The organism is Pseudomonas sp. 05T35, assembly GCF_056396605.1.
Map to the genome: position 1 here is coordinate 1 of NZ_JBFTLU010000277.1, position 5,936 is coordinate 5,936.

The window sequence follows — 5,936 nt, forward strand, 5'->3', positions numbered from 1 at the left end:
GCCGTGTGTTACGCACTTTTTGATTCGCCCGTTGTTCCAGGGAAAAGGCCGTCAGGCTGGGAGGGGGCTACTCAATTCTCGGTTGCAAACAAAAGGCCCGTAGCGATCCACGCTACGGGCCTTTTGTTTGTGCTTTCTTTTTGCAGGCGTTAACCGAAGTGGCCTACCGCTCGATCGTCTTGCTCCAGCGCGCATTCCATTCCGGCCGCCGTTGGTTGACCTGATCCCAGTCGATAGAGATGGCCGTCTCAAGGTATTTGTTCATGGCCTCGACCCGGCCTCGAGTCTTGTCGGTGGTCGGGGTTTTCGGGTTGGACGGGATCTGGTCGCCTTCTTCCAGCGCCGGTGCTTGTGCTTGCGGGGTCAACAGGAAGGCCGCCAGTTTCTGCGCCAGTTCCGGTTGGTCGTTGTGGGCAATGGTGCATTCGGCGACGTTGAGTACCACTGCGCCTTCTTTGGGTTGCGCGTATTCAACCGGTACACCGAGCAGTTTCTGGGTGGTGACTTGGGTCGGCGTCAGCGGGAAGATCGCTGCTTCGTCGGTTTGCACCATTTCGGAAATCTTCGCGGAGCTGGCAATGTATTCCAGCACGTTGGGGCCAACGGTTTTTGGCCAGGTTTTGAAACCCGGCTCGACGTTGGATTCGTTGCCGCCCTGGATGCGGTTGAACATCAGGAAACCGTGCAGGCCGAAGGTCGACGAGGCCAGCGACTGGAACACCACCTTGTCTTTAAAGCGGCTGTCGGCCAAATCCATCCATGAGGTCGGCGGGGTCCAGCCCTTTTCCTTGAACATTCGCGTGTTGTACGCGAGACCGGTCACACCCAGTGTGACGGCGACGGCCTCATCCTTGATCCTGGCTTTTGCCGGAATGTCCGCCAGTGGCGGACTGTCCTGCAGCTTGTCGCACAAGCCCATGGAAATGGCGCGATACATGATGCCGTCGTCGAGGAACATGACGTGCATTTGCGGGTTGTCCTTGCTGGCCTGAACCTTGGCCAGAATGTCCGAGGAAGTGCCGGGTACGATCACGACCTTGACGTGATTGGCTTTCTCAAACGCCGGCAACACTTTGTCGGCATAGACACGTTCCATGGTGCCGCCGTTCATGCCCAGATACAGCGTCGGCTCGGCATGTGCCGGGGCCGTGAGCAGCAGGCTGGCCAAGGGCAGGCAAGACAGGGCGATACGATTGACGTTCTTCATTGGCGCGACTTCCTCTAGGCAATTGAATGACGGTCCCCGCTGACGGCGGCCGGAGTGGATAAAAAACGACGGATTGAAAACGCTTCGATGGGGTGTGTTGTGTGACTGGCACAGACCAGTTCGGCCAAGGCTTCTCCCACCGCCGGGCCAATCTGGAAACCCGCCCCGGCGAAGCCGAAGCCATGCAGCAAACCGGCTTGAGTGGTGCTGGCGCCGATCACCGGCTCCCGGTCCGGGAGATAACCTTCGGTGCCGCTCCAKGTCCGAATCGCCTGGGCACCCGCCAAAAACGGATACAGCTCGGCGGCGTTGCGCAGGATCTCGAGCACTGCCGCCTGTCCTGGCCTAGCCTGCTCCGGGCCGAGGGCAAATCCCTGGCCACCGCCCAACACACAATTGCCGCGTGCAACCTGGCGCGCATAAATGCCGCCACCTTCGACACCGGTACTCACATCCATGACCACAGGCAGTGGCTCAGTCACGAGCATCGCCGGATACCCGGAGTGCATCGGTACCGGCTCACCGAACTTCGCCGCAACGCTGCCAGCCCAAGCACCAGCGCAATTGAGCAGCCATGGTGCGCGGACCTGAAGACCATTGGCGCTGTGCACCTGGAACGCCTGCCCGTCATGCTCGACCTGTATAACCTTGGTCTGCTCGAACACCCGTGTGCCCAGGCGTTGTGCGGCGCGGGCGAAGGCCGGAGAAACCAGCCGTGGATTGGCGTGACCGTCGTCTGGACACAGCGAGGCGCCGACCGCGACATCACCGACCCACGGGAAACGTGCGCGCAACTCGGCGTGATCGAGCAGTTGCAGCCCCAGGCCAAAGCCGCGACTGGCCTCGGCGTAGGCGTGCAGCGCGGTCATGTCCGCATGACTGCGGGCGAGCTTGAGATGCCCCGAGCGCACATACTCGCCGTCAATCCCGATCAGTTCATGCAAGTTGCCCCAGATCTCGTGGGCACGCTGGGACAGTGGCAATTGACTCAGTGGCCGACCCTGACGACGTACGCCGCCGTAGTTCACGCCACTGGCGTGCGAGCCACAAAAGTCGCGCTCCAGCAGCACGACCTGCTGACCCTTGCGCGCGAGCATCAAGGCCGCCGAAGCACCGACAATACCGCCACCGAGAATCACCACATCGGTTTCTATCAGCGTGCTCATGACTCGACCTCCACACCGAACGGCAGCGGCTTGATCGGTGCCTGGCCGCGCAACCGGCCGACACTGGCCAGCGCCCGGCCGCTGCGCTGGGCGACGATCTCTGCCGCCGCCGCGCCGCACATCCGCCCCTGACACCGACCCATACCGACCCGGCACTGGGCCTTGACCCGGTTGAGTTCCCAATGGCCTTCATCGACGACGGTCCGCACCTCACCGGCCGAGACTTCTTCGCAGCGACAGATGATCAGTTCGTCCGGTGCCTGCGCCGCCCAATCGGCCGGGAAGGGGAACGCTGTTTCCAGGCCATGCCGAAAGCGTTCGATGGCGACAAGTTTTTGTTCCAGGTACTTGCTGCGGGCGCTGTCGACCGGGTGCCCGCAGTCTTCGAGCAGCGCCAGGGCGGCGCGCTCGCCCGTCATTTCCGCGGCGTCGGCGCCCATGATTCCGGCACCATCACCGGCTAAATACACGCCCTCGACCGTGCTGCGTCCGGCACTGTCGCGTAGCGGTAACCAGGCTCGGTTCAATTCGCTCCAGTAGAACTCACAGCTCAATAGATCGGCCAGTTGCGTCTCACTGCGCAGGGCGTGGGCGAACGCCACCGCGTCGCATTCCAGTCGTTGTTGGTGTTGACGTTGACGCCAGGCTACGGCGCTGACGCGCTGCTCGCCGTCGATGCGTTCGAGGGTTGTCCCCTGATGCACCGGGATGCCGTGGGCGGTCAACCAACTGCGGTAATACATGCCTTTAGCCAAGGTGCCGGGCTGACCCAGCAAGGCAGGCAAGGCTCGGCATTGGGCTGTGAACGGTGCGCTGTCCAGCACTGCCACGACCTTTGCGCCGGCCTTGGCGTATTGATAGGCAACCAGATACAACAAAGGCCCACTGCCACAAAACGCCACGCGCTCCCCGATGGCGCAGCCTTGGTACTTCAACGCGATTTGCGCAGCACCGAGGCTGTACACACCCGGTAAAGTCCAGCCCGGCACCGGGAGAATGCGATCAGTGGCGCCGGTGGCGACGATGAGTCGGGAATAATCCACAACCCCGCAGCGACCATTGCTCAGAGTATCCAGCCGAGCATTTTCGGCATTCCATACCAGTGTCTCGGGGCGGTAGTCGATCTGCGTCGCCAGCTCATCGACAGCACGATGAATCGACTCGGCTTTCGAGGCCTCGAAGCCATACAGCTGCTGCGCCGAACGGCGAAAATTTTCCGGCTGGCGGCGATAAATCTGGCCGCCGCCGCGTGGCGCTTCATCCACCAGACACGGTTTGACGCCGTGCGCCAGCAAGGTTTGCGCAGCACGAATCCCGGCGGGGCCAGCGCCCACGATAACGACGCTCATGGCTTGCGCCCCGGTTCACGGCTGACGACCTGTCCCGCTTCCAGCAGGGTCGAGCAGGCGCGCACGCGGCGGCCATCGTCCAGGCGCACCCAGCAATCCTGGCACGCGCCCATCATGCAGAAACCTGCGCGTGGTTCGGCGCTGAAATCGCTGCCACGCAAGTGCTCGGTGCAGGTCAGCACTGCCGTCAGCAGGGTGTCGCCCTGCAGGCCTGTGGCGGGTTGACCGTCGAGGGTAAAAGCCAGCCCCGGTCGATCCTGTTCGGCCAGTCGTTTGAGCAACGCCATCTCAGTCCTTTCCTTTCAATGTTTGCCGACCAGGACCCGGTCCAGACCATAGACCCGGTCGAGCAGAATCATGGTCGCTGCGGTCAATGCAATCACCAGCGCCGAGACGGCGGCCATCATCGGATCAATGGATTCGGTGGCGTAGACGTACATGCGCACCGGCAGTGTCTGGGTTGCCGGTGAGCTGACAAAAATCGACAGGGTGACTTCGTCGAAACTGTTGATGAATGCCAACAGCCAGCCACCGGCCACTCCTGGCAGAATCATTGGCAAGGTGATCTGGTGGAACAGCGTGAAGCGGCTGGCGCCCAGTGATTCGGCGGCCTGTTCGGCGCTGCGATCGATCCCGATGGCGGCGGCAATGACCAGCCGCAACACGTACGGCGTGATGATGACGACGTGGGCCAGCATCAGCCAGGTGAAGCTGCCATTGACCCCCATCAGGGCGAACAGGCGCAGCAGTGCGACGCCCAGCACCAGGTGCGGAATGATGATCGGCGAGAGGAACACGCTGTTGAGAAAATCCCGGCCCGGGAACGTGTAGCGAGTGATCGCCAGTGCGGCGGGCACTGCGATCAGCGTCGCCAGGGACGCTGCGACGAAAGCCAGGATCAGGCTGTTGTAGAACGCGTGGATAAAATCGGCACGTTCGAAGACGGCTTTGAACCAGCGCAAAGAGAAGCCGGAAGTGGGCAGGCTCAAGGTGTTTTCCGGGGTGAAGGCCACCAGGCAGACCACCACCAGCGGGGCCATCATGAACAGCACCACCAGCGTATGGAAACCCAGCGACAGAGGACCGTTTCTGGACATGCCTTATTCCCCCAAGGTTTTTTTATAGCGGCTTTCGACCATGCGGTTCCAGGTCAGCATGATCAGCAGATTGGCCAGCAACAGGGCCACCGCGATGGTCGCGCCCATGGGCCAATTCAGCTCCGACAGGTATTGGTCGTAGACCACGGTGGCGACCATCTTCAGCCGTCGTCCGCCGAGCAGGCCGGGGATGGCGAAGGAGCTGGCTGACAGGCCGAACACGATCAGCGTCCCTGAGAGCACGCCGGGCATCACTTGAGGCAACACCACCAAACGCATGACCTTGGCCTGGCTGGCACCGAGGGACAGCRCCGCCTGTTCGGCGGCCGGGTCGAGTTTTTGCAGCGAGGTCCAGATCGGGATGATCATGAACGGCAGCATCACGTGCACCAGTGCGATGATCACTGCGAAGGAGGTATAGAGCAGCTTCACCGGACGCCCGCCGAGTCCCTGAATGGCTTGATTGACCAAGCCGTCGGCACCGAGCAACAGGCTCCAGCCGAAGGCCCGTACCACCACCGAAATCAGCAACGGGGTGAGGATCAGGATCAAAAAGATCGAGCGCCACGGTGTCCCCATGCGGCTGAGAATGTAGGCCTCGGGCACGCCGATCAGCACACATAGAAAGGTCACCACGGCACTGATCCAGAACGTGCGCAAGAAGATCTCGTAGAAGTACGAGTCGCTGAACAGGCCGATGTAGTGGGAGAGGGTGTAGGCGCCGCTTTTCACTCCGAGTTGGTAGTCGAAGACGTTGAAGGACAACACCAGCGTCAGGCACAGCGGCAGGACCAACAGGCAGACGAACAACAGCATTGCCGGCATCGACAGCAGGTAACCGCGCCCGCCTTGGCGCATGGCGGCAAGGGTGCTCATGCCGACACCTCATCAGCTGCGAGTACGCGCAATAGTTCGGCCTGCCAGTCGAGTCCTACCGCAGTGCCTTGTGCCAGCGGGGCGCTGCCGTCGTTTCGGCGGACCACGGTCAGTTCACCGACAGCGGTCTCGATGCGATACAGCCATTGGCTGCCGAGAAAATAGCGGCTCAGGATGCGCCCTTGCAGACGACCGCTGCCGGCGTCGAGCATATCGATCTTTTCCGGGCGCAGGCTGAGGG

7 protein-coding genes are annotated in these 5,936 nt (G+C 61.9%); all 7 read right to left on the minus strand.

Annotation, left to right across the window (positions count from 1 at the left end; translation table 11 throughout):
• Positions 1-163: 163 nt before the first annotated feature.
• Positions 164-1,207, minus strand: a complete 1,044-nt coding sequence (locus tag AC1DH9_RS19815; protein WP_427540348.1) for an ABC transporter substrate-binding protein — start codon at positions 1,205-1,207, stop codon at positions 164-166.
• Between the two features lie 14 nt (positions 1,208-1,221).
• The gene (locus tag AC1DH9_RS19820; RefSeq protein WP_427540345.1) at positions 1,222-2,373 is read right to left on the minus strand and encodes an NAD(P)/FAD-dependent oxidoreductase; all 1,152 of its coding nucleotides are present in this window, start codon (positions 2,371-2,373) and stop codon (positions 1,222-1,224) included.
• Entirely contained in the window at positions 2,370-3,722 is a 1,353-nt protein-coding gene (locus tag AC1DH9_RS19825; protein WP_427540342.1) for an FAD/NAD(P)-dependent oxidoreductase, read from the minus strand. The genes AC1DH9_RS19820 and AC1DH9_RS19825 overlap by 4 nt, the downstream gene beginning before the upstream one ends.
• Positions 3,719-4,009 carry a (2Fe-2S)-binding protein gene (locus AC1DH9_RS19830; RefSeq protein WP_427540339.1) on the minus strand — a complete coding sequence of 97 codons (291 nt, stop codon included), beginning with the start codon at positions 4,007-4,009 and terminating at the stop codon, positions 3,719-3,721. Before AC1DH9_RS19830 ends, AC1DH9_RS19825 begins: the two co-directional genes overlap by 4 nt.
• Positions 4,010-4,024: 15 nt before the next feature.
• Positions 4,025-4,819, minus strand: a complete 795-nt coding sequence (locus tag AC1DH9_RS19835; protein ID WP_427540336.1) for an ABC transporter permease — start codon at positions 4,817-4,819, stop codon at positions 4,025-4,027.
• A 3-nt stretch (positions 4,820-4,822) separates the two neighbouring features.
• Positions 4,823-5,695: an ABC transporter permease gene (locus AC1DH9_RS19840; protein WP_477808634.1), complete on the minus strand. Its 873-nt coding sequence runs from the start codon at positions 5,693-5,695 to the stop codon at positions 4,823-4,825.
• Positions 5,692-5,936 (minus strand): TOBE domain-containing protein (locus AC1DH9_RS19845; RefSeq protein ID WP_477808635.1); only part of this gene is annotated, 245 nt, incomplete at its 5' end. The genes AC1DH9_RS19840 and AC1DH9_RS19845, both read right to left, overlap by 4 nt.

What these genes read in the sequence shown, in the direction of transcription:
- AC1DH9_RS19815 (WP_427540348.1), bottom strand. Translation starts at nt 1,207, where the DNA reads ATGAAGAACGTCAATCGTATCGCCCTGTCTTGCCTGCCCTTGGCCAGC.
- AC1DH9_RS19825 (WP_427540342.1), bottom strand. Translation starts at nt 3,722, where the DNA reads ATGAGCGTCGTTATCGTGGGCGCTGGCCCCGCCGGGATTCGTGCTGCG.
- AC1DH9_RS19830 (WP_427540339.1), bottom strand. Translation starts at nt 4,009, where the DNA reads ATGGCGTTGCTCAAACGACTGGCCGAACAGGATCGACCGGGGCTGGCT.
- AC1DH9_RS19835 (WP_427540336.1), bottom strand. Translation starts at nt 4,819, where the DNA reads ATGTCCAGAAACGGTCCTCTGTCGCTGGGTTTCCATACGCTGGTGGTG.